Source organism: Oceanobacter sp. 4_MG-2023 (assembly GCF_030689165.1).
Taxonomy (GTDB): Bacteria; Pseudomonadota; Gammaproteobacteria; order Pseudomonadales; family Oceanobacteraceae; genus Oceanobacter.
Genome location: NZ_JAUYVV010000012.1, coordinates 86,011 through 110,041, shown reverse-complemented (window position 1 = coordinate 110,041; position 24,031 = coordinate 86,011). Strand labels below are relative to the sequence as shown.

The 24,031-nt window shown below is 53.5% G+C and carries 21 protein-coding genes; 6 read left to right on the top strand and 15 right to left on the bottom strand.

Annotation, left to right across the window (positions count from 1 at the left end):
* Nucleotides 1-288: 288 nt before the first annotated feature.
* Together Q8W24_RS10530 and nhaD are read left to right on the top strand one after the other, a co-directional pair.
* Nucleotides 289-927 carry a cyclic nucleotide-binding domain-containing protein gene (locus tag Q8W24_RS10530; protein ID WP_303431902.1) on the top strand — a complete coding sequence of 213 codons (639 nt, stop codon included), beginning with the start codon at nt 289-291 and terminating at the stop codon, nt 925-927.
* 306 nt (nt 928-1,233) lie between these two features.
* Nucleotides 1,234-2,496 (top strand): sodium:proton antiporter NhaD, encoded by a 1,263-nt coding sequence (gene nhaD, locus Q8W24_RS10525; protein WP_303431901.1) that lies wholly within the window; start codon nt 1,234-1,236, stop codon nt 2,494-2,496.
* Between the two features lie 136 nt (nt 2,497-2,632).
* Here the strand turns inward: nhaD and Q8W24_RS10520 are convergent, their stop codons facing one another.
* The 6 genes from Q8W24_RS10520 to Q8W24_RS10495 form a co-directional block, all read right to left on the bottom strand.
* Nucleotides 2,633-3,259: a hypothetical protein gene (locus Q8W24_RS10520; RefSeq protein WP_305414041.1), complete on the bottom strand. Its 627-nt coding sequence runs from the start codon at nt 3,257-3,259 to the stop codon at nt 2,633-2,635.
* A gap of 289 nt (nt 3,260-3,548) precedes the next feature.
* Entirely contained in the window at nt 3,549-5,021 is a 1,473-nt protein-coding gene (gene tilS, locus Q8W24_RS10515) for a tRNA lysidine(34) synthetase TilS (RefSeq protein ID WP_305414039.1), read from the bottom strand.
* Between the two features lie 41 nt (nt 5,022-5,062).
* A complete protein-coding gene (dnaE, locus tag Q8W24_RS10510; protein ID WP_305414037.1) occupies nt 5,063-8,563 on the bottom strand; it encodes a DNA polymerase III subunit alpha in 3,501 nt (1,166 codons plus the stop codon).
* A 173-nt stretch (nt 8,564-8,736) separates the two neighbouring features.
* A complete protein-coding gene (locus Q8W24_RS10505; protein ID WP_305414035.1) occupies nt 8,737-9,048 on the bottom strand; it encodes an AzlD family protein in 312 nt (103 codons plus the stop codon).
* Nucleotides 9,038-9,757: an AzlC family ABC transporter permease gene (locus Q8W24_RS10500; RefSeq protein ID WP_303431896.1), complete on the bottom strand. Its 720-nt coding sequence runs from the start codon at nt 9,755-9,757 to the stop codon at nt 9,038-9,040. The genes Q8W24_RS10505 and Q8W24_RS10500 overlap by 11 nt, the downstream gene beginning before the upstream one ends.
* Nucleotides 9,758-9,929: 172 nt before the next feature.
* A complete protein-coding gene (locus Q8W24_RS10495; protein ID WP_303431895.1) occupies nt 9,930-10,712 on the bottom strand; it encodes a pseudouridine synthase in 783 nt (260 codons plus the stop codon).
* Nucleotides 10,713-10,799: 87 nt separating this feature from the next.
* Between Q8W24_RS10495 and Q8W24_RS10490 the strand changes: the two genes are divergently transcribed.
* Nucleotides 10,800-11,768 carry a hypothetical protein gene (locus Q8W24_RS10490; RefSeq protein WP_305414033.1) on the top strand — a complete coding sequence of 323 codons (969 nt, stop codon included), beginning with the start codon at nt 10,800-10,802 and terminating at the stop codon, nt 11,766-11,768.
* A 3-nt stretch (nt 11,769-11,771) separates the two neighbouring features.
* Here Q8W24_RS10490 and Q8W24_RS10485 read toward each other — a convergent pair whose 3' ends face one another.
* From Q8W24_RS10485 to dmeF, 6 genes are all read right to left on the bottom strand, one after another.
* The gene (locus Q8W24_RS10485) at nt 11,772-12,275 is read right to left on the bottom strand and encodes a DUF3106 domain-containing protein (RefSeq protein ID WP_303431893.1); all 504 of its coding nucleotides are present in this window, start codon (nt 12,273-12,275) and stop codon (nt 11,772-11,774) included.
* On the bottom strand, nt 12,265-12,576 hold the full coding sequence (locus Q8W24_RS10480) for a hypothetical protein (RefSeq protein ID WP_305414029.1): 312 nt from the start codon (nt 12,574-12,576) through the stop codon (nt 12,265-12,267). The genes Q8W24_RS10485 and Q8W24_RS10480 overlap by 11 nt, the downstream gene beginning before the upstream one ends.
* A gap of 1 nt (nt 12,577) precedes the next feature.
* Entirely contained in the window at nt 12,578-13,024 is a 447-nt protein-coding gene (locus Q8W24_RS10475; protein WP_305414027.1) for a hypothetical protein, read from the bottom strand.
* 47 nt (nt 13,025-13,071) lie between these two features.
* The gene (locus tag Q8W24_RS10470) at nt 13,072-13,599 is read right to left on the bottom strand and encodes an RNA polymerase sigma factor (protein ID WP_305414025.1); all 528 of its coding nucleotides are present in this window, start codon (nt 13,597-13,599) and stop codon (nt 13,072-13,074) included.
* A 47-nt stretch (nt 13,600-13,646) separates the two neighbouring features.
* Nucleotides 13,647-14,690, bottom strand: a complete 1,044-nt coding sequence (locus Q8W24_RS10465; RefSeq protein WP_305414023.1) for a DUF4382 domain-containing protein — start codon at nt 14,688-14,690, stop codon at nt 13,647-13,649.
* 247 nt (nt 14,691-14,937) lie between these two features.
* Nucleotides 14,938-15,882: a CDF family Co(II)/Ni(II) efflux transporter DmeF gene (gene dmeF, locus Q8W24_RS10460; RefSeq protein ID WP_305475238.1), complete on the bottom strand. Its 945-nt coding sequence runs from the start codon at nt 15,880-15,882 to the stop codon at nt 14,938-14,940.
* Nucleotides 15,883-16,178: 296 nt separating this feature from the next.
* Here dmeF and Q8W24_RS10455 point away from each other — a divergent pair, with 296 nt between their 5' ends.
* Entirely contained in the window at nt 16,179-17,225 is a 1,047-nt protein-coding gene (locus Q8W24_RS10455) for a succinylglutamate desuccinylase/aspartoacylase family protein (protein WP_303431887.1), read from the top strand.
* A gap of 76 nt (nt 17,226-17,301) precedes the next feature.
* Nucleotides 17,302-17,904, top strand: a complete 603-nt coding sequence (locus Q8W24_RS10450; protein WP_303431886.1) for a mechanosensitive ion channel family protein — start codon at nt 17,302-17,304, stop codon at nt 17,902-17,904.
* Between the two features lie 177 nt (nt 17,905-18,081).
* Here Q8W24_RS10450 and Q8W24_RS10445 read toward each other — a convergent pair whose 3' ends face one another.
* Nucleotides 18,082-18,288, bottom strand: a complete 207-nt coding sequence (locus Q8W24_RS10445) for a cold-shock protein (protein WP_303431885.1) — start codon at nt 18,286-18,288, stop codon at nt 18,082-18,084.
* Nucleotides 18,289-19,043: 755 nt separating this feature from the next.
* Here Q8W24_RS10445 and Q8W24_RS10440 point away from each other — a divergent pair.
* Nucleotides 19,044-20,174, top strand: a complete 1,131-nt coding sequence (locus tag Q8W24_RS10440) for a peptidoglycan-binding domain-containing protein (protein ID WP_303431884.1) — start codon at nt 19,044-19,046, stop codon at nt 20,172-20,174.
* Nucleotides 20,175-20,285: 111 nt separating this feature from the next.
* Here Q8W24_RS10440 and Q8W24_RS10435 read toward each other — a convergent pair whose 3' ends face one another.
* Together Q8W24_RS10435 and Q8W24_RS10430 are read right to left on the bottom strand one after the other, a co-directional pair.
* Nucleotides 20,286-21,968: an electron transfer flavoprotein-ubiquinone oxidoreductase gene (locus Q8W24_RS10435; RefSeq protein WP_305414016.1), complete on the bottom strand. Its 1,683-nt coding sequence runs from the start codon at nt 21,966-21,968 to the stop codon at nt 20,286-20,288.
* Between the two features lie 265 nt (nt 21,969-22,233).
* Nucleotides 22,234-24,006 carry an acyl-CoA dehydrogenase gene (locus Q8W24_RS10430; protein ID WP_305475236.1) on the bottom strand — a complete coding sequence of 591 codons (1,773 nt, stop codon included), beginning with the start codon at nt 24,004-24,006 and terminating at the stop codon, nt 22,234-22,236.
* Between the last annotated feature and the right edge of the window lie 25 nt (nt 24,007-24,031).

Genomic DNA, 24,031 nt, shown 5'->3' with positions numbered 1-24,031 from the left:
AGGCCTGCAAGTCGGCTTCGTGATTCGAAACCATCCGGTAGCCCAGAGTGAGCACCGGATTAAATAGATGTCCCCTACAGGGCAGCATTATTCGTTTGGCTATTTCACAGAGTAGTAGAAAATTTATCTAACTATTTGTTAAATAATCATTTTTTAGCAGTGAATCGTGGCTGGATTTTTTCTTTTCAAAAAAATGAAAGTCGGATTCCTGTTGATCTATGCAATAGCGGACATAATCTGCCGTGCTATAGTCGCCCAATTCTAACCCTTATTATTGCTGGAAAATCTATGCGACGTATCACTCGTGAGGATTGCCCGCCGGATACCCTTCATCGTCTTCTGGCTGGTGTGACTTTTTACAAAGAACTGATCAGTACCGATCAAACGCAATTCGAACTGCTGATGTCTCAGACCCAATTCGGTTTTGCCGAACAGGGAGAACTCATTCTGCACAAGGATGCCCCTGCCAATATTCTTTATTTTCTCTTGCGTGGCGAGCTGGAAGTGATGGCAGATGACAACAGCGAGACCATCAATATTATCAGCGCAGGAGAATTGCTTGGCGTAATGGCCATGGTGCTCGATGATCGTCGTTCGGCGTCGTTACGTGTTAAAACCCGCAATGCCATCCTCGCCGGTGTCGACTATGAGCATTTTCGTGATATTACCGATTTCTCGACGTTTTCCCTCGCCACCAAGCTGAGTTTTTTCCGCATGCTCACGGCGAATATCCGCTGGAACATCGAGAAAAACCGTTTTGCCAATCCATCCCACCCGCTGGTATCCCGGCTGCGTACCATCCCACTGTTCTCTGGCTCACGAGATACACCGGAAGAACTGGAAGCTCTACATGTACAGGCCCATGTACTGGCGGAATTGTTATGCGACTGGAATGCCACTCCGGCCGATACAACCCCGGCTACTTAAGCCCGCGCCCAAGAGGAAATGACTTGGATGTTGTTTCCACAGACTGACACCGCCCGCACGACACTTTCTCGCCATCTTACCCCGCAGCCCCTCAAAAATGACGACTTTGTACGCCTGAAGGCTTGATTTTCGTACGATTATCAACACCAAAGTATTGCAATGTTCGTTAATTAACTACTATTTCACGAATGTTTTCTGCTCTAGAATAGCCGCCTTACTATTTTATTGGAGATGGATACTTCTTCCCTCTCAATACGGCTACCGTGATGTCTGGTGAACGAAGTCTTTCATCGATTCGGAGCCCGCATGACAGATATACTGCAATACCTGCTGATAGGCTTGGCCGTTCTTGGCCTGCTATCCGTTGTCCTCGAAGAAATCATCCATATCAACAAAGCACAATCGGTGCTCTTCTTTGGCGCTCTTGCCTGGGTCTTGCTGTTTGTATTCAGTAGCAGCAACCCTGATCCCGCCGAGCATCAGCGTGTGATTGATGGGCTGGAAGAAAATATTGGCGAAATCGCCAGCCTCTGGCTGTTCTTGTTGGCCGCCATGACTTTTGTGGTGTATCTGAACAAAAAAGGCATGATCGAAAGCCTGATTTACAAGGTACTGCCCAGCCAGATATCCGAACGCAAATTGTTATTTCTGACTGGGCTGTTCTCGTTTGTGTTTTCTTCGTTAGCCGATAACATCACCGCCACCCTGATTTCCATCGCCCTGATTCTGTCGCTGAACCTGCCGACCCCAAAAACCCTGCGTTTTGCCACTCTGGTGGTATTCGCCGTCAACTCTGGCGGGGTCGCCATGATTACCGGTGATGTCACCACCCTGATGATTTTCCTTGAAGGCAAGGTCTCGATCACCAACCTGCTGTTGCTGTCGATGCCCTCGCTGCTGGCTGTTTTGTTACTCGCCACCATACTGTCCGCTCCACTCACCGATACTGCCATCATTCAGCACAAGACCCATGTCCTGCAAAGGGTCGACTCCGCCATTGCGATTATTTTCCTGTTTACCATTCTCTCCACCATTGCCGGTAATGTGCTGTTTGATATTCCGCCGGTACTGAGCTTTCTGACGGGCCTGGCAGTGATGTTTCTGGTGGCGCATCTGTACGGTGAAGATACGGTCAATGATCCGATTCTGGATTACGTTCGCCAGATCGAATTCGATACCTTGTTGTTTTTCCTTGGCATTCTGTTGCTGGTCGGCGCGTTGAAAGAGATCCACGCCCTCGACACCTTCGTCAAGCTGTACGAGCACCTGCCCGCCTGGTCGGCCAACTACCTGATGGGGTTGTTGTCATCCTTGATTGATAACGTGCCATTAACCGCCGCCTTGCTGAAAGCCGACGTCAGCATGAACCTGGCCGAATGGCTGTCGTTAACTTACGCCGTGGGTGTGGGTGGTTCGTTGCTGATCATTGGTTCGGCGGCCGGGATTGTCGCCATGAGCAAAATTGAAGCACTGACATTCGGTACTTACCTGCGCTATAGCCTGGCCTTGCTGCTGGCTTATAGCGTGGGTTATATCGCCGTATTGGGGTTGGGAATGGCTATTTCCTGAGCCGGTAGATACCGCTGGATTTATGCTTGCCGGGGAGGCTTTGCCTCCCTGTGTTTTCGCCTATCGCCTATCGCCAATTTCCTTCTGCCTGCTCCAGCTTGTTGGTCTGCTCCAGCGTGTTATTGGCGGGTAGCGTTCAAGGTAAACGAAAACGTAGCTCAACTTCAGCGCCGGTAATATTTTCCCGCATTGGTTTGGTCTCCGCCTCTTCCGACTCATCCCAGTACAGTTTGCCCGACATATCCAGCACCGATGCAGGTTGCTGTGTATTAAATACATTGGGCAGCAGCGCCGGGTTGGTACTGAAATTGTACGGCTCTTGTTCAAGGCTATCGGGTAATCGCAGGTTTAATGGCGGGTTTTCTGACTGCAGCATATCCTCTTCCAGCGCTTGTTGCTGCTCGGTCGGTGGTTGCCACTCCGCCACATTTTCCTGGATTTTGACAACGGTATTCTTGTTCTTTGGTTGTTCCAGAGACGGTTCCCTGGACTGTACCGGCGATGGTTTTGAGGTGGTTTCCTGCTGCTTCGGGTCTGCTGCTGCGGAGGACACCGCCTTGATGGCGTTATGATCCGCTGACTGGCTCGCGCCGGTCTGGTCATGTCCCTGATCCGTATTCGCGGACGAATCAGACTCGGTCAGCGGGTCAGTGCCCGCTATCGCTGCCGAAGGCAAGGTTGCAGTCGCACCCACACCGGCCTCATCTGCACCGGCCTGAATAGCAGGTATCTGTTGGCCAGTCAGAGATAACGACGGCTCCACCGAATTTATTCCCAAGTGCTCACGTATTTCAGGGAAAAATGTCGGCCAATGTGGCTCCCTAACCTGCCAATATCCTGCGACCGCTACACCTGTGATCAATATCACCAATCCTGTGGTCAGACCTTGTTGCATGTATCCTCGTTGTTTCTGTCTATGTTGGCTGCCAGCGATCCGTCCGCTGACTTGACGCTACACGTCAACCCAACCGGCTCTCTGGCCAGCAGGTCATCGGGCAGACCGTCGAACGACGTTAAGGGGTAGAGTCTGGAAATAACCACCGGTTCCGCCGCTAGTCGCCGGAGCACAGCACTCCAGACTGCCATAGCAGCGTACAGCCACCCTGGTCAGCGTCTGCTGCCACTGCCTGGTCGCAGGCAACTCCCACCACCGCCACCAGCGTTTTCTGCTGCTGTAACAGCGGCCAATGCGGCCGTAACCAAGGGGGAATACCGGCTTCTTGCCAGAGTTGTTTCAATGATTTGGAAGGACGCCCTGGTGGTCGTAATCTTGGCGTGTTCGACCTCTGAGTATGCGCCTGAAACGATGCCTGAATCTGTAACAGATTCGTCAACTGATACTCCCCTGGCCTGATAATGCCCGCAGGTGTAGCACGATTGGCCTCTGCCAGCACCAGCTCACCAACCGACCAGAACAACAAGTGGGTGGTCGTCACCGGCACACCCGGATCGGTTAATACCAGGGTAGTGGCCGGGGTTATGGGCCAGTCACGCTCAGCCTGTACCAGATGCAAACGTCCCCGGAAGCGCCGCACCTGCACATCTCCCAGTTCTATCAGCACCTGTGCATCGGCCGCGGCATATAACGCCTGTTTGACCAGCGCACCCAGCCGGGCTTCACTGACGACATCAACACCGGCTTGCTGTAACCAGGCAAACAGTAATGGCTCGTGTAATACCGCCGCTTGCCCTTGCCAGGCCTGAATATCCAGACAGGGGCCGACACTGGCGGGCCATTGATCGGCAGCCACACATTGCGCCAGCACCGGTGCCAACAGATGGTCAAAGGCGGATTTATCCGCTGCCAGACGCCGTACCGTACGCTTGAGTGAGTGCTCACGGCCAGGAAACCGCTGCGACAATTGCGGTAACAGATGTTGCCGCCACCAGTTCCGTTCCAGCCGGGTATCCTGATTGGAGGGGTCTTCTATCCAGTTGAGTTGGTGTGTCTGGGCGTACTGACGCAATTGTTGCCGGGAGCAAGCCAGTAACGGCCGTAACAACCGGGGAGCATGGCCTTTGCCGTCTGACGACAAATAACGCACTTGAGGCATCCCCAAGCCGCCCAAGCCACTGCCCCGGGTCAGGCGGCTGAACAGGGTTTCGACCTGATCGTCAGCATGGTGCCCTAACAGCAGCCAGTCGTGCTCCTGGCAATAATGCTGAAAAACCTCGTAACGCGCTTGCCGGGCCGCCTGTTCAAGGCCGTCTTGACGACCTCCTAACGTGACCCGTTCAACCACCAGTGGTATTCCCAGTTGCTGACACTGTTGCTGGCAAAAATCGACCCACTCATCGGCTTCTGCCATCAAGCCGTGGTGAACATGGATGGCGTGTAATCCGGCGCATAACGAAGCGCCACCTTGCTGTTGCCACCAATGCGCCAGCAAATGCAGCAACACACATGAATCCATACCACCACTGAATCCAACCCAGATCCGACCGGCTGGCGTTATCCGCCGGGCCAGAATTTCTGCCAGTGACGTTGCCAGTAACCCGGACTCCGCCTCAGGGGTGCTTGCCATCACTACGCTCTCCCCGTCATCGTGCTGCTGTCGACATCAGGCTAGCCGAACACCAGTTCGACCGCTTGCTCACCAAATTCATAGCGTAGTTGCAGCAACTGTTCATCGGTTGGGTTAACCCGCCATTCTTCGCCGAGGCGAATGTCACAACGGGCGGTCTCGTTACGATAGTCCAGCACCACCGGGCAGCCTCCTTCCAACGGCTGTAATAACTGCCCAAGTGACCGGCAAAAGGTATCATCCAGTTGTTCACCATTCATGTGAATACGGATTGATTGGGCGAAATTCAAACGGGCCTGGGTGATTTCCATGGCGGAACGACCAATGGCTTTCAAACCACCAGAATACGAGTCGTTGCTGATCTGGGCTTCCACAATCAGCACCTTGTCTTTGGCAACCACTTCCCGTACCTGTTCATAAACATCTGAAAACAGCGCCACTTCCATCCGGCCAGAGCGATCATCCAGGGTGACAAAACACATGTTTTCACCGCGCTTGTTTTTCATCAAACGCATATCCACCACCAACCCGGCCAGTTTCTGCGGTTTTTTGCTGTCTTGCAGGTTGGCCAGTTTGGCAGGAGCCAGCTGCCGCACTTCCGCTTCGTATTCATCGAACGGGTGTCCTGTTACAAACAGGCCAAGGGTATCTTTTTCACCTTGCAGACGTTCTTTTAGCGTCCAGTCTCGCAGCTTGCGGAAACGTTCGTACGGATCGGCACCCACCGCTTCTTCGGCCTGTACCTCACCAAACAGATCCATCATGCCGGCGGCTTCGTTGGCAGCAGTCTGGCCGGCGCTTTTCATCGCGTCCTCGATACTGGCCATCAGCACTGCCCGGGGGGCAGCAACCGGCAGGGCATCAAATGCACCACAACGAACCAGGGCTTCGAGTACTCGTTTGTTGAGTTTTTTTCCGTCTACACGCTGACAAAAATCAAACAGGTCCTGGAAGGGTTGACCGGCTTCGCGGGCGGCAATAATGGCCTCAATCGGCCCTTCACCTACGCCTTTCACGGCTCCCAATCCGTATACAATCGCACCGTCATCATTGACGGTAAAACCGAAGTGCGACTGGTTCACATCGGGCAAGACCAGCTCCAGCCCCATTTCCCGACACTCTTCAAAGAAGATCACGACCTTGTCGGTGTTCTGCATGTCGGAGGTTAATACCGCCGCCATAAAAGGTGCCGGATAATGCTGTTTCAGCCACAGTGTCTGGTACGACACCACAGCATAGGCGGCCGAGTGGGATTTGTTAAAACCGTAACCGGCAAACTTCTCCACCAGGTCAAAAATTTTCATCGCCAGATCAGGATCGACTCCGGTATCAATGGCACCGCTGCGGAAAATATCCCGCTGCTTGGCCATTTCTTCCGGTTTTTTCTTACCCATTGCCCGTCGCAGCATATCCGCGCCACCGAGGGTGTAGCCGGCCAGTACCTGGGCGATTTGCATCACCTGTTCCTGATAAACAATAACGCCGTAGGTGGGTTCGAGGACTTCTTTCAGGCTTTCGTGTTCAAAATCCGGGTGCGGATATGCCACCTTGGCACGGCCGTGTTTCCGGTTGATAAAGTCGTCCACCATGCCGGATTCCAGCGGGCCGGGGCGAAACAGTGCCACCAGGGCGATCATGTCTTCAATGTTGTCAGGCTGCAGGCGGCGGATCAGGTCTTTCATGCCTCGGGATTCGAGCTGGAACACCGCAGTGGTCTGGGCTTTTTTAAGCAGGGTGTACGACGCTTCATCATCAAGCGGAATATGCTCAATCTCGACCGGGGGCAGATTTTCCTTGGCGCGCTTGCTGTTAATGGTTTTCAGCGCCCAATCGATAATGGTCAGGGTACGCAAACCCAAAAAGTCGAATTTCACCAGGCCGGCTTCTTCAACGTCATTCTTGTCGAACTGGGTCACCAGACCACTGCCGTCCGGCTCACAGGCGGTGGCGGAAAAGTCGGTCAGTTTGGTCGGCGCGATCACCACACCACCAGCGTGTTTACCGGTCTGGCGGGCGATACCTTCGAGCTTGAGCGCCATTTCCCAGATTTCCTGGGCTTCTTCGTCTTCTTCCAGAAATTCTTTTAGCGGGGCTTCGGCATCGAGGGCTTTTTCCAGCGTCATACCAGGATCACCCGGAATCAGCTTCGACAAGCGATCGGCCAGACCAAATGGCTTGCCCTGGGCGCGGGCAACGTCACGTACCACCGCACGGGCAGCCATGGTGCCGAAGGTAACGATCTGGGAAACCGCCTGACGGCCGTAAGTGTCTGCCACGTAGGCGATCACTTTTTCGCGGTCTTCCATACAGAAGTCGATATCGAAGTCGGGCATCGATACCCGCTCCGGGTTCAGGAAGCGTTCGAACAGCAGGTCGTATTCCAGTGGGTCAAGGTCGGTAATTTTCTGGGCATAGGCCACCAGCGAACCGGCACCGGAACCCCGGCCAGGCCCGACGGGAATATCGTGCTGTTTGGCCCACTGAATAAAGTCCATCACGATCAGGAAGTAACCGGGGAATCCCATCTGGATAATAATATCCAGCTCGAAGATCAGCCGTTCATCATAGGGTTTGCGCTTCTCACGGTATTCTTCGGAGTCTTTCGGAATACCGGCCAGAATCACCTCCAGACGTTCTTCCAGACCCACTTCGGATATCTTGCGGAAAAAATCCGCTTCACTCATACCTTCGGGGATCGGGTAATCCGGCAGGAAATATTTGCCCAGCAGGACTTCAACCGAACAACGCTTGGCAATTTCGACGGTGTTCTGGATTGCCGTCGGGGCATCCTGAAACAACTGGATCATTTCTTCAGCACTACGGAAATATTGCTGATTGCTGTATTCCCGGGGCCGGCGCTTGTCATCCAGCGCATAACCCTGGCCAATCGAGACCCGGGTTTCATGCGCTTCGTAATCGTCGGCGTAAATAAACCGCACATCGTTGGTGGCCACCACCGGCAACCGCAATTTGCCCGCCAGTACCAGGCTGGCTTTCACCAGCGCTTCGTCACCAGTACGGCCGGTACGCTGGATCTCGAGATAAAAACGATCACCAAAAACCCGCTGATATTCCAGCGCCAGTGCCTCGGCATCTTCCAGTTTGCCTTTTAATACCCGCTGGCCAATATCGCCTTCCCGAGCACCGGACAACAGGATCAGGCCGTCGTTTTTTTCGATCAGCCATTCCCGCTTGACCACCGCCTTGTCGTGATACTGGTTCAGGTAGGCCTGGGAAATCAGCTCACGCAGACCAAGATACCCCGCCGGAGTCATACACAATGCCGTTACCCGAAACGGCGCATAGCTGTCTTCCGGGTTCTCAAGCCATAAATCAGCTCCCAGAATCGGCTTGATACCTTGACCCAGACAGCCTTTGTAGAACTTCACCAGCGCATACATATTGCTCTGATCGGTCAGGGCCACAGCAGGCATATCAGCCGCCACGGTGGCACCAATCAGCTTTTTCACCCGCACTGTACTGTCGTAGAGAGAATATTCAGAATGAACACGCAGGTGAACAAAAGCAGCAGGAGACGACATAACAAAGGCCTGTAGTAATACGTAATGATGCGCAGTAGTGCGTCGTGATAATGGATAATCAAACACGGGCAGGGAGTTTACCGCAGATCACACCATCGGATGCTGCAGTGGGCGGGATTCCTGCTCAGCCTTGCTTACGAACAGGACAAGGCTACCCGGACAGGACCCACTCCTCAGACAAGATAGCGACTCAAGGCGGCTACCGTGACGCCACTGACAATCGCCGGTAACGGTTTTTTGACCAGCAGCATAACGCCTGCGGTGGTTATCAAGGCCAGCCGGGCACCACTATCACCGTTAATCACCATCGGCGTCAGCAAGGCGACCAGCACAGAACCAGACATGGCCTGAATAAATTGTTTGACCCGGTAATTGATGGGTACAAACGCCATTACATAAACGCCACCCCAGCGAGTGGCCAATGTCACCAGCGCCATCACCAGCACCACCAGCAAGGCCCCGCCTCCGGCGGTTTCAATGTCCACTATCTTGCTCTCCACCCCAAACAGTACCCACGATGCCGCCTGCCAGGGCACCAACAATCACATGGCTGTTATCGGGTAAGTACCAATATGCCAGCGATGATGAAGCCGCAGCCACCACCCAGATAAACAACATGCGCACATCTTTTTCACCACCCACAATCAGGGCAAGGAAAAAACACCCCATCACCATATCCAGCCCAAAACTCTTGGGATCATTAATGGCATTACCAAAATGCATCCCCAGCCAGGTACCCAGTACCCAAAAGAGCCACAGGGCAATCCCTCCCCCAAACAGCAGGCCCAGACCGGGTTTGCCGCGACTGAACTCCTGCATCGACATGGCCCAATTGGCATCGGAGGCCACCAGCATCATGCCGTAACGTTTTAACGGAGGCTGGTGCCGTAACCAGGGATACAGGGTTGCTCCCATCAACAAATGCCGGGCATTAATGGCAAATACGGTGATGATCATCGTCAGCAGCGGTATCTGTGCGCCCCACAATTCCAACGCTGCAAACTGGGCGGCTCCGGCAAACACCAGGGCACTCATCATCATAATGGTTGAGTCATGCAGGCCGGTCTGTGCCGCAGCCAGGCCAAAAGCCACGCCAAAGGCAGTGACCAGCACAGAAATCGGTGCCAGTTGCTTGAAGCCAGACCAGACCAGCGGTCTGCTGACATGGTGTAATTCGGTATGACGATGGGTCATTATCTAATCCTCTTGCGGCACAGGGTTATCGACACAGCGGCTATCACTCACAAAAACGGGCAATGGATAACAGTGAAGCCCACTCAAACAGAACGCCTGTGGCGGGTACAGACACACAACAACTCTTTTTGACCCGGACAGTAGCGGCAGGCAGAACAAGCGCCTACAGCGATCAAGGTAATACTTGCCAGCTATCTCCCGGCGCACATTCTGGCGGCAACTGCCATGGCCCGATACTGAGCCGGTGTAGTGCCAGCACAGGGTTCCGGAAACGGCCAAACATGCGTTTGATCTGGTGATAGCGACCTTCGGTCAGCGTGACCTGTACTTGCCGCTCAGCCATGATTTCCAGCAATGCCGGACGGGTGGTGATATTTTCGTAAGGGAAATACATGCCGGCCGCAAACGCAGCAATACACTCCGTACTGACCGGGTGCGCCAGCGTGACACGATACACTTTGGCGACCTTGTGCTCCGGGGACATCAGCCGCCGCGACCAGTCACTGTCGTTGGTCAACAACAGCAATCCACTGGAAGCCCGATCCAGACGCCCGACAATATGCAGCTGCTGCAGTTGTTCTGTCGCCAGCGGGCAACCTGGATGCTGGCACAACTGGTCGATCACGGTTGTATGTTCGTCATCGCGGGTCGCACTGACCACGCCTGCCGGCTTGTTCATCCCCAGATACACCGGCTGCTGCTGTTGCAGCACCGCAGCGTCCAGGGTTATCCGATGAAAAGGCCCAATCGGCTGGTTAATATCCCGCGCGACCACCCCGTCAACCGTGATACGTTGTTGCGCCAGCAGCAAACGTACATCACGACGTGAATACGTTGAATGCTGGGCAATAAACCGATCCAGGCGATAGCGACAACTGGCCATACACGCGTCGAAGCTCCGATGACGAAAAAGCCGGTCATGATAACAGTCGACCAGCGCAAATTGCAGCGACAATCACTCCTTCCTGCCGTTATCAGGACTGGATTCGCAACACGTTGACCAGTACGCTTTGCCGTCTCTGCTTGCAGTACGGGAAATACCATGTTTCGACACGGATGTTTTGCCCTGTCACTCCGCCGCCGATTCTGGTGCGGTGCCAAAAGCCATTGGCGATGCCGCTTGCTGCTGCCAGTCATCTGCGCCGGATTGCTGTCCTGCCCGCAGCTGCACGCAGGTGGTATCAACTGGCAAGGCGGGCTGACCTGGCAATACGCCCGCCTTTCGCTGGAAGAGAGTCACCGCCACTACCAACTCGACAATCATGGCCCTGCCGTTTCGGCAACAGCAACCTGGAATGAGCAATGGTTTATCGCTGGCAGCATGGATCGCCAGCAGGCCACCGATAACGGCCTGAACTACCAGAACCGGGGTGGATCAGTCTCTCTCGGCTATTTGTTTCAGGACGGCTGGCTACGGCTGGAAGGCTCTCGTTTCTACGAGGATTACGACGTTCAGTTCGGTGTGTTGGAGGATCGCCATACTGTGCGCCAAAACCATAACGATCGCTCCCTGTCCGCTGCTGCCAGCCGGGATTTCTGGCTTGCTGACCAGTGGCTGCTTGGCAGCCATGTCCAACTGGGGCACACCCTGAGTCACTCGAAACGCCGGGAATCGGTCGCCATCGTGGCGCCCGGCTCAAGGGAGACCGGGCGTCGTGTCATCAGCCTCCAGGCCGACGATACCCAGACAGGTGTTGATCTGGGTACGGGGCTGAGCCTGACCTGGTTACTGGAAGAACAACAGAGCCAGCGCTTGTGGGCGCCCGGCGTCGCGCTGGATTACCAACGTATCTTGAGTGGCGATCTGTTAACGCCCCCCGCCAGCGGCGGCCTCGCCTATCGCTGGCAGCAAACTGGCGCTCGGACAACAACCGTCAGGCAGCAATGGGCCAGTGCCAGTGTGTTTGTTGCCTTGCTGAATACTCACTGGCAACTCACCAGCCAGCTGGTCATGCCTTTGCAGACACCACACGACCAGCAGATTTCAATCGGTCTCGACTGGTTTTGGTAACCGTTAATAACGTTTTAAACGCAGTTGTTGCCGTATGGCATTACGCTGTTGTGGCGACAAGCTCTGAAAGCGCTGACGCAGTCGCAGCCGCTGCTCCGGCGTCGCCTGTTGATAATTATGCAAGGCATCGAGAATTTGCTGGCGCTGCTCAGGGCTCATATCGCGCAAGGTGTGCAACCGATCCCGTAATATCTGCCGCTGACTTTCTGGCAAACTCTGCCAGCGGCTGAAGCGCTCACTGACGGCCTGCCGTTCACTGTCAGTCATCGACTGCCAGCGTTCAACCCCACGCAACAACGCTTGCTGCCGCTCGTCATCCAGACTGTCCCAACGTTCGGATATCCCCTCCAGTAACTGCTGGGTGCTGTCGGGCAAGCTTTGCCATTCCTGTGCCTGCACGGGTTTTGATAACAGTACCCATCCGCTCAACAGCGCCATCAGCATGAGTATTGTCAGACTGATTCGCCGCGGCCACTGCAGTAATACCTGGGGATGCTCACTCTTCATTGTCCACCTCCGACCGCGTCCCGGTTGGCTCGGTTGTGTCTGGAAAACCTACGCTTGCTTGTGGCACAGACGCCGGGCTGCTGACCTCGGTATCTTGCGGGGTCAGAGGCGACGCCCCCAGCAGCATCATCGGATCAATCCACTCGTCATCAATCTCGACCTGATCGGCCAGATAGAGCAACAGTCCAATATCCGGCGTACTGTCCGACTCACGTTTCGGCGCACCCTCCGGTTCTGCCTGAACAGGCACCAACGGCAGCATCCAGCCCGCAGAAGATGACAGGGTTATTAGTGCCGCCATCTTAACCGGCCTTATCCAGGACTGGGGGATTGGCATTCGGTAACTCGCTTAGCCAATAGGCAAATTCCAATTGCTGCAGTATATCCCATTCATCTTCATCAAGCGCCGCCAACGCCATCATGTCATCCAGTTGCTGCTGTGCCTCGACCTGTGCCAGAGCGACAGTATCATGGCCCGACGGATGGGTACCTGCTGGCGCCCCCTTCCCGGCTTGTATCAACCAGATCACACTGGCCAGTATCAAGCAGGCCGTCACTCCCACTGGCAATAGCGGCCTGGAGTACCAGGTAGCGGACGTGGAAGTTCGACCTGTATCGGTGTCAGCCATGGCTTGCCCGAAAGCAGCCGCCCGTCGTTGTGCCAGTTGATCGGTCAGGGATTCTGGCAACGCCTCTGCCTGCTCATCCAGCAGTGCCAGAAGCTGTTGCTCTGTTACGGTTACCGTCACCGGTCCAGCCCTTGAGGTTTTATCCGCAGATTTCGATATCATGATACTCAGCCCATCTCATTCAATTTTTGCCGTGCTCTGGACAAATGGGTTTTGACACTGCCCTCGGAAATATTCAGCGCATCTGCCGTCTCCCGTACGCTTAGCCCTTCCCAACAGCGTAACAAGAAACACTGCTGTTGCTGGAAAGGCAGGCTCTCAATGGCGTTGATCAGCGCTTGCTGTTGACGACTGCTGGCCAGGGCCTGATCCGGCTCGTCGCGGCAATCACCCAGATAGCCATCCATACCATCGGCACTGCCAGTGTCTGGAACATCCGTCTGACTGCCCGACCAGAACATCCAGCGGCGCTGCTTCCGTTGCTGACGCAAGCTGTCGGCGAGACAGTGCTGCAAGATGCGGAAAAACAGCGGCCGCCATTCCGCTTCCTCCCGGTCGCGATAGTGGCTGATCAGCCGGGTCATCGCTTCCTGCACTACATCCAGAGCATCTTCATCATTGGCAGCAGCAAGCCGCACCATCCGAAAGGCCCGACGCTCAACCGAGATCAGGAAATCATTCAACCTGGCGGTCATACCATGTCTGTCTCCAAGCCAGTCACCTCCGCTTCCTTTTCTGTCTTTCAGCCTTGTTTTACTGGGTGTAATCCGTAGTAGAGAAGGCTTTCAGCCAGTGTCATCTCCGGCATGGAGGTAAAGCGGGTGTCGTGGCTACGGCGCTCGGTCACTGCTCCGTTCAGGGTGAATCCATGGCCGCTGCGGGCGCTAACCATACCGCTCACCACATCGCCACCGCGCCAGACGACACTGGCACCGGTCAATATTTCTGTTGCGGTAAACGTACCGGTGTTATCAAGACTGCCGTAGCTCACAATCGGTGTCGCGTTATCCAGTGTCATAATCAAGGCCAGGCCGCCACTGCCGGTATAGGGAACCCCATCAATGTCATAACGCGTTGTTTCTGTCACAGCCACCACCAGATCGCCAAATTCGCCGCTGCGGTGCCGCATGGGGCGAATCGCCAGGGTAATCTCTGCAGTATCAGTATCGGAATGGATCAACTGGCCACGAACACGATGCTCCTTGTCCGTATCGTCGCTGGCAACAACCATCAGGAAAGGTTCGACTTCAACAACAGCGGGATCACAGGAAAGTACTTCGTTGGAAGCCGCCAGATCCAGATCCAGTGTCAGAGCTGCCACGCTGTTACGGCCAACATTCAGTTCTCCCTCGCCAAAATCAACGGATACTTCCAGGGTACTGATGGTTTCGCCATGGGAATCTACCGCTGTCGCGTTATAAGACACACCAGTACGGTCCTGAACGACAATATCAGCGTCAGCATAATCAAGATTGACCAAGACGCTACGGTAATAGCCAGCCGGTATGGACGCGACCATCAGCAGCTCACTTAACTGCTGATACTGAACAAAATCCACTGCCGTGGCGGCAGGAAGAACATCCACCTCGGTGCCATCGTCACGAACCAGAGTGATACCCAGTACCTCAACCTGATAAGTCAGAAAATCTTCTTCTGCATCGGTCAAGGCAATTTGAACCGTGCCGGTTTCACCAGCTGCCGGAGCGCTGGCGCTATCATCCCCCACACCACCGCAACCTGCCATCAGGCTGGCTGCAATTGCCAGCCACCATGCCGTTGCTTTCATAGGCCACTCCTGAAACTGACACCTGCTTGCTGTTGGAATATCGCTATTATGTTGTTTCACGTATTCATATAACGGAGCAGGTTCGTTTCGGTTGACACAACAAAAAAACAAATCGAGAAAAACAGGGCAACAGGACAACCGCTTCCAACGGCGCGCCGCAAACAAGCGGGAGCCGTGTCAGTGTATCGGCCAGCAAGGCAGGCTCATGACCCGCATGTCCGTCATGGCAGCAAAGCCGCCCGGACGATTAAAGCAACGGATGACGCACTTCGATGGTGATGTGCTGTAATTGCGGATAATCAGCCAGATGCTGACGAATCCGGCTGGCGATCTCGTTCTCACTACTGGCTACCGACAACACCAACGCATAATGATCTGCCGATATTTTCCAGATATGGATATCGCGAATTTCTGCTCCAGCGGTCAGTATCCGGTCGATAATCTGTTGCCGGATTGGCGCTTCAATACTGCCATCCAGCAGAATGCGACTGGTATCTTTCAATAACCCCAAAGCCCATACCGAAATAATCGTCGCTCCCACTATACCCATCAGCGCATCCAGCCATAACCAGCCCAGCATCATGGCTGCCGTCAGGGCCACGATCGCCAGGATTGAGGTCAGAGCATCGGCCAGGACGTGCATATAGGCTGCCCGCAAATTATGGTCTTGCTCGTGATGCTCGTGATGCTCGTGGTGATCGTGGTGATCGTGGTGATTATGATGTGCATGATGATGGGAGTGATGGTCTTTCAATAACCAGGCACTGGCCAAATTCACCAGCAAGCCAATGACTGCAACCGCAATCGACTCCGAAAAGCCGATTTCATGAGGCATAAACAAACGCTGAACCGATTCCAGCACCATCATCAGAGCCACCACACCCAACGCAACCGCACTGGCAAATCCCCCCAATACCGACACCTTGCCGGTACCAAAACTGAAATCCGCATCCATCGCATGACGACGAGCATAGCGGTAAGCAAACAGCGTGATGGTAAACGCCGCCACGTGCGTTCCCATATGCCAGCCATCCGCAAGCAACGCCATTGAGCCATATGCAGTACCGACAATAATTTCGGCCACCATGGTGAATAACGTCAACCACAGTACCCAAAGCGTGCGGGTTTCCCCGGATTGTCGATCCGCAATAAGGGTTGGCTGATAACACAAACAATGATTGGATGAAGGCATAAGTCTGACTATTGGCTAATAAAAAAAAGTGTATAAATACCGGAGCATCACAGGCACATGGATGGATTACGCTGATAATACAGCGGGCCTATCCATCGACTAACCCTACCTGTTCGCGCTATCTATTGGCCTATCGAGCAACAGCGTTGATCGACACGACCAGACACACACAAGGTGCCGCAGAATAACGCTCACACCGCAAAAAATCTGCCCTGATTTACTCAACAACAACAGAGAAGCAGTGACAGATGGTAACACTATTGGCAGACTCCACGGATCTTCAACGGATGCCTATCATGAGCCGACGCCCCCCTATCCAGCCCGCCCTGAGCATCGCTGGACACACGATCGAACCAGGTACTACCTGCCAATTGAACCTGCCATTGGGAAGCCTGTATACCAGCACCGATGTCACCATGCCGGTGTACGTTCGTCGCAGCAACAAGCCAGGGCCGACATTGTTTATCAGCGCAGCGATTCATGGCGATGAACTCAACGGGGTAGAAATCATCAATCGCCTGATTCACGGCTCCCGATTACGCAACCTGCGTGGCACCCTGATTGCGGTACCTATCGTCAACGCCTTCGGGGTTATCAACCAGAGCCGCTATTTGCCCGATCGCCGGGATCTCAACCGCTCGTTCCCAGGCTCCAGCCGTGGCACTCTGGCAGCTCGTATGGCCCATATGTTCCTTAACGAAGTGGTGGCCAAATGCGATTACGGCATCGACCTGCATACCGGTGCCATTCATCGCTCCAACCTGCCCCAGATTCGCGCCAACCTGGACGATGATACCACCCGGGAAATGGCGCTGGCCTTTGGTGTTCCGGTACTGCTGAATGCCAACCTGCGTGATGGCTCGTTACGGGAATCAGCCAACGAAATGGGGGTCAAGATCTTGCTCTACGAAGCAGGGGAAGCCTTACGCTACGATGAACTCTGCATTCGGGCTGGTGAGCGGGGAATTCTGCGGGTAATGCGCCATCTCGGCATGCTGCCGGCCAGCCGTCAGAAAAAATTTCCTATTGAACCCCTGATTGCCCGTAACAGCGGCTGGATGCGAGCCACCGACAGCGGCTTTGTGCGTAATCTCAAGCACCTCGGCGACAAGGTCGAAAAAGACGACATCATGGCTATTATCTGCGATCCCTTTGGTACCCAGCTCGATAAGGTTATCGCCCACAAGGACGGCATTATTATTGGCTGTCAGAACATCCCGCTGGTCCATGAAGGAGATGCCATGTTTAACGTTGCTTATTTTTCCGCGCCGGACGATGTCATCGAAAGCATTGAAAACATGCACGACAGCCTGCTGCCAGACGACATTCTGCTGCAAAACTGACCCATAACCCCAATCAGACCCGTATTCCTCAACAGCGGCAGGTAATACAGGTCAAACAGCTGGAGTGACAGGCCGAATGCTTAAAATCCTTCTCGTAATTCTTGCGGTAGTAGGCTATGCCTATCTCAATCGTATAGTGATGGGCTTTATCGAAGATCAGGGGCACAAAAGAAAAGTTAGTCTGAGTCGCGTGTTTTATTTGCAAAAAGCGCTGCAGATCGCCCTGTTCACCTGCTTGCTACTGGTAATCGGGCTGGTGGTCGGGTTTGGCTATACCGAGCTGACGTTTGTACTGTCATCGGCGGTCGCCTTGCTTGGCGTTGCCCTGTTCGCGCAATGGTCAGTGCTCAGTAACGTAACCGCCAGTGTGATTATCTTTTTCTTCTTTCCTTATCGTCCAGGCGACCGTATCCGCATTCTGGAAGAAGATTGCCCGGAAGCCGTGATTGAAGAAATCACTCTGTTTCATTTGCTCTTGCGTACCGACGATGGCTACGAATTGAGTATTCCAAACACCATGGTGTTTCAAAAGGCAGTGATCATGTCACAACGAGGGGAACGCTGGCTCTCGATTCGTCCAGCAGAAGACAAGCCACACAGTGCGGTCTTTCGGGAAGTTATTTCCGATCACCCTGACCACCAGCCAGTACCAACCGACCAGGACCAGCCCAGACAGTAACACGGCTTGCAGGCTTATCAGAGACAGAAATTATTCAGAACGGGGATGATTTCGCCGAGCAGCCGACGTCAGACAGGTTGACCCTTCTTTTCCACCCTGCAATTCACCGAATAGCAGGCACAAAAAAACGGGCACCAGGCCCGTTCTTTTATGTACTACTTAATTCACATCAGCGAATCAGATAGCAACGATGTTTTCAGCTTGTGGACCTTTCTGGCCAGGCTTGACAGTGAATTCAACACGTTGGCCTTCAGCCAAAGTTTTGAAGCCAGTGCTAGCAATAGCGCTGAAGTGAGCAAAAACGTCTGGGCCATTTTCTTGTTCAATAAAACCAAAGCCTTTTGCTTCGTTGAACCATTTTACTACGCCAGTTGTCTTAGACATTTTAATATTCCTGTATAAATAGAAGATAAGGCAGTGCGATTAATTCGCAAGCCAATCGCTGGAACTCAATTGGTGCTTATCTACTACAAACGAGGGAATATAAACTACTACTTCGAAGGGTACTAATAAATAAGGGCAATGCTTTCAAGCTGTGAACAAGTATACGCACAAATAGCTCCATGGCAACCATTATTTACCCTGCCGGAAAGTACCGACTCTCTCAACGTCTTCGACCTGCTCCACACCACCCCCAAAACAGCAGGCAACCACTTTTGCCGCAAAGCCAAATCTGCCATCAATCCCGACTCAACCCGACCGATGGCATTCGGAACACCGCCCATCCTTGGCCTTATTCTCCACTCAGCTACTCTACAAAGAGAGCAAACAGCCTGTTTATCAACACAAACACTGCATTTTCATCCGTGTTGTAACAATAATTGATCAAGCTAGGGAACCAATAAAGAACTTGGTGCATACTAGACTCACAGTACCCAAATCACGTTAAACTTCAGGATAAAGCCCTATCAGGGCCGCTGCGTTTGCAGTGTGTATTCCAGAACCAGTTTAATAAGCTAAACTAGGCCGGAAACGCCTTTAAAATGCGGATTTTCGTATTCAGAAGCGCTTCTTGGGCTTTATATTGGGCATGCCGGCGACACCATGGTTGGCCTGTACCAGACAGCATGGTGTCGATTGACGATTCCTTACACGTTAGCCTGTCGACTCAAACATCTTACGCAACGGAGCACAACTAGATGAACAAAAAAAACTACCTTCTTTCAGCACTGACACTGGCCGTCATGGCTGGCTGCGCTAGCCAGCCATCCAGCGACACGGCGTCTGCTACGCTGGAAGATTTTCCGGAATACCAAAGCCTGAAAGAATCCCGTGACGAACTGGAGCAGGAGAACGCCAAGTTAAAGGCTGAAGTAGAAGAAACCAAGGCGATGGCCGCCGGACAGGTAGAGGACTCCCAATCCATGGAGTCCATGTCAATGACGCCAACGGCTGACTCTGTCATGCCACCCAATGCCGTACCTGGCCACTGTTACGCCCGTCTGGTTATTCCTGAAGAATACGAAACCCAGATGCAACAGGTCATGGTATCTCCTGAGTTGTCCAAACTTGAGGTAGAACCAGCCAAGTACGAAATGGTGTCTGAAGAAGTTCTGGTCAGCGAAGAGTGGGAAGAGCTGGTCGTTGTACCCGCCACCTACAAAACGGTTACTGAAGAGGTTCTGGTCAAGGAAGCATCAACCAAACTGGTTAAGCTGCCAGCAGAATACGAAACCGTCGAAGAAAAAATTGTTATCCGTCCAGCCTACTCCACCTGGAAAAAAGGTAACGGCCCGATTGAGAAAATTGACGAAGCCACTGGCGAAATCATGTGTCTGGTCGAAGTGCCAGAAGAATCAAAAATCGTGACCAAAACCATTCTGGTAAAACCGGAACGTACCGAAGAAGTCGTTATCCCTGCTGAATACAAAACAGTTGAAAAACAAGTTGTTGATGTACCAGCACACACCACCAGCATCATTCACCCAGCTGTCTACGAAACTGTAGAAATTGAAAAAATGGTAGAAGCACCAAAAGAAATTGCTGAAACCATTCCTGCGGTTTATGAAGAAATTCCACAAACCGTCAAAGTCAAAGACGCACAACTGGAATGGCGTGAAATCCTCTGTGAAACCAACACCACAGAAGATGTTGTTGCTGAACTGCAACGTGCCCTGGAAGAGAAAGACTACAACCCAGGCCCTATCGATGGTGTTTACGGCTGGCAAACCATGAATGCAGTGACTCGTTTCCAAAAAGACAACGATCTGCCTTCTGGTCAACTGACCATTCAAACACTGCGTCTGCTGGGCGTTGCAAGCTGGGAATAATCCACTTGCCGGTGTAGCCATTCAATTGGTGTAACCACAAAAAAGGGCTGGCCATTTATTTGGCCAGCCCTTTTTTATTGGTGTTATAAAAGCCTGATGGCTTGGTCGCACTTACATATTCGGATAATTCGGCCCACCACTGCCTTCCGGTGTTACCCAATTGATATTCTGGGCCGGATCTTTAATGTCACAGGTTTTACAGTGCAAACAGTTCTGACCGCTGATTTGCAGCTGGTTTTTACCATCCGTTTCAATCACTTCATACACCCCGGCCGGGCAATAACGTTGTGCCGGTTCTGCGTATTTCGGCCAGTTCGAAGCCATTGGCACACTGGCATCTTTCAAGGTCAGGTGGCATGGCTGGTTTTCTTCATGGAAGGTATTCGACAAAAACACCGAGGTCAGCTTGTCGAAACTGAGTACACCATCCGGTTTCGGATATTCGATCTTGACGCACTCAGTGACGGGTTTCATTTGAGCATAATCAAGGTGATTGTCATGCAAGGTGAAAGGCAGCTTGCCGTTGAAGATATTCTGGTCGATAAAGTTGAAAGCACCGCCAATCAAAGTACCAAACTTGTGTAACGCCGGGCCGAAATTCCGGGTAGCGTACAGTTCTTCGTACACCCAGGAAGCCTCAAACCGCTCCGCATACCCCTGGAGATCCTTGCCGCCTTCGTCACCAGCAGCAACAGCGGCAAATATTTCCTCAGCCGCCAGCATGCCGGTTTTCATCGCCGTATGAACCCCCTTGATCTTGGCCGCATTCAGGGTGCCTGCATTACAGCCACTCAACAAACCGCCAGGGAAATGCATTTTTGGCAGGGCATTCAAGCCGCCCTTGGCAATGGCACGGGCGCCGTAAGAAACCCGTTTTCCGCCTTCCAGATAGTTCGCCAATACCGGGTGATGTTTGAGCGTCTGGAATTCATCATAGGGATTCAACCAGGGATTGCTGTAATTCAGATCCACGATCAGGCCAACCACTACTTGCTGGTTTTCTGCATGGTAGAGGAAGAAACCACCACCGGTACCGTCTTTACCGGCTCCGGTTAATGGCCAGCCCGCACCATGGATCACCAGACCGGGTTGATGTTTGTCGGCCGGAATATCCCACAATTCTTTCAAGCCGATGCCATAGTGTTGGGCATCAGCGTCTTTATCCAGTTCAAATCGTTGATATAACTCTTTACCCAGGCTACCCCGGCAACCTTCCGCAAAAATAGTGTATTTACCCAACAGATCCATACCGGGCGTATACATGCCGTCTTTCGGCTGACCTTGGGTATTCACCCCCATATCACCTGTTGATATTCCCGCAACCGACCCGTCATCGTTATACACAATGCCAGCCGCGGCAAAACCGGGATAGATTTCCACCCCCAGCGCTTCTGCTTGCTGGCCCAGCCAGCGACACAGATTACCCAGGCTAACAACGTAATTGGTTGTGCTGCCCAGATGCGCATTGTGCATGGTTTTAGGGATCATCATGCCGGGTAGCTTCACCGCTTTTTGCGGGTCTTTGAGCAAATACAGCTCGTCTTCGACTACCGGAGTATTCAAGGGTGCACCGAGTGCTTGCCAGTCCGGTAGCAGCTCATCCAGAGCACGGGTTTCTATCACCGCGCCGGAAAGAATATGCGCCCCGACTTCAGAGCCTTTTTCGACCACACAAATGGTCAGTTCCTGACCCTGCTCCTGCGCCAGTTGGGCCAGTCGTATCGAGGCACTGAGGCCAGATGGACCTGCGCCGACAATGACGACATCGTAGGCCATGGATTCACGTTGGGTCATAGCTATCTCTCACGGTTCACAGCAGCATTCAGGATGCTCGTTATTATTGATTCAGGACAAACATCGGATTATCCATAAAAAGACCTCTGACCAACCCGAGTTGGCCAGAGGAAAGCCGATAACCAAAAGCGCGTTACCGGCGAATTGTCGGAACAGGGTGAGCCCGACAATCCATGCTCATATCACCTTTGCTTCAAGCGATATATCCAGCCCCGGTCGATTTTGCATGTTCCGGGGTTGTTAAGGCAGAGCCGTTATCAGGGGCCTAGAACTGGTCGTTGGTCAGTCCCATGATGCTTTCGCTACCGGCCAGCAAGGCAGAAGCATGTGCCTGATGACGTGGCACCATGTGCTCGCAGAAGAAACGGGCAGTCACCAGCTTGGCTTGCAGGAATTCAGGATCTCCCTGGCCTGCATCCAGCATGGCTTTGGCTTTTTCTGCACTTCTCGCCATCAGCCAGCCACCAGTGACATAACCCATTTGCATCATGAAGTTGACCGCAGCACTGCCCAGCAAATGAGCATCAGAGCGCGCATTGGCCAGAATAAAATCACGGCTTTGCTTGGCGGTTGCCAACGCCGCGTCAAGCTGATCCAGAGCACTGTCTGGCAATACCGCGGCAGCCCGGGCAGACGCTGCAGTCGCCTCCATTTCGGTCAACAGGCCGGTCAGTACTTCACCGCCGTTGGACAGGGTTTTACGGCCAATCAGATCCAGTGCCTGAATCGCTGTGGTGCCTTCATAAATCGGCAGAATCCGGGCATCACGATAGTGCTGGGCTGCACCGGCTTCTTCGATAAAGCCCGCTCCACCGTGAATCTGTACTGCCAGGGAAGTCAGCTCCACAGAGAGTTCGGTACACCAGCCTTTGACAATCGGGGTATACAGCTCGGCACGAGCCATATGCGCCGCGGCGTCATCACCACCCACCAGACGGGTGCGATCCAGCTCGGCCGATGCCATCAGGGCCAGTGCCCGCATCGCTTCCGTGGTGCTCTTGATGGTCATCAACATGCGACGGATATCCGGGTGCTCGATAATGGCAATACGGCTGCCGTCTCGCAGCGTGCCCTGGATACGGTCCTTGGAGTACTGGAGCGCCAGCTGATAAGCCCGTTCCGATACCGACAGTCCTTGTACACCCACACCCTGACGGGCATCGTTCATCATGGTGAACATGTACTTCAGGCCCTGGTGCGGTTCGCCAACCAGATAACCCAATGAGTTTTCAAATTCCATCACACAGGTCGGGCTGCCATGGATACCCAGCTTGTGTTCCAGCGACAGGGCGCTGGCAGTATTCAGTTCGGCAGTGGTTTGGCCGTTTTCATCCAGCAGGAATTTCGGAACGATAAACAGCGAGATACCTTTCACACCAGCCGGTGCATCTGGCAGACGAGCCAGCACCAGGTGAATGATGTTCTCGGTCATCTGGTGATCACCCCAGGTGATAAAGATCTTGGTACCACTGACGCGATAGGCATCGCCATCCGCAACGGCACGGGACTTGATCGCCGCCAGGTCAGACCCCGCATCAGGTTCGGTCAGGTTCATGGTGCCAGTCCACTCACCGGAAATCAGCTTCGGCAAGTAGGTGTTTTTCATCTCGTCGCTGCCGTGGTGCGACAGTGCTTCGATTGCCCCCTGGCTCAACAGTGGACACAGGGCAAATGCCACATTGGCAGAATGCCAGATTTCATTAACCGCGGTGCTCAGCACCTTCGGCAGACCCTGACCACCAAATTCTTCCGGTGCATTCAGCGATAACCAGCCACCTTCTGTCATCTGCGCATAGGCTTCCTTGAAGCCCGGTGTCTGATGAACACCTTGCGCGTCGATACTGGCCCCTTTTTCATCACCTTCACGGTTTAAGGGTGCCAGCACACCGGCACCCAGCTTGCCAGCTTCTTCGACTACCGTGTTGGCCAACTCCATGTTGATGCCTTCCAGGCCAGCGTCTTCACACAGAGAGTCAAAACCAACCAGTTGGTCCAGTACAAATTCTGCGTCACGGTAAGGATGCTGATAATCACTCATAAATTGATTTCCTTGTTAGCCGTAC